Below are 238 nucleotides of genomic sequence, written 5' to 3'. Positions count from 1 at the left end.
ACAAAGCCAGGTCGGGCTCACGTTGCCGGTCGAAGGCAGCCTGTCGGGGCGCTGCATCGGCGAGGCGAGGCTATTGAGGTGCGACGACAGCGAAGAGGATCCGCGCGTCAACCGCGATGCGTGCCGCCGCGTGGGCCTGCGCTCGATGCTGGTGGCGCCCTTGCGGTTCCGTGACCAGGTCGTCGGCGTACTGAAGGTGCTGGCCACCACGCCCGGCGCCTACGACGACACAGACTGC

General features: G+C 68.9%; 1 protein-coding gene. It reads left to right on the top strand.

The genetic code is table 11. The features are described 5' to 3' along the window. The coding region (locus OH705_RS28665) for a GAF domain-containing protein (RefSeq protein ID WP_267303628.1) at positions 1-238 on the top strand (238 nt) is incomplete at both ends.

It is taken from the genome of Pseudomonas sp. BJa3, from assembly GCF_026343815.1.
Lineage (GTDB): Bacteria > Pseudomonadota > Gammaproteobacteria > Pseudomonadales > Pseudomonadaceae > Aquipseudomonas > Aquipseudomonas soli.
Note: the sequence above shows the minus strand (reverse complement) of the source record. Positions and strands in the feature narration are given on the sequence as shown.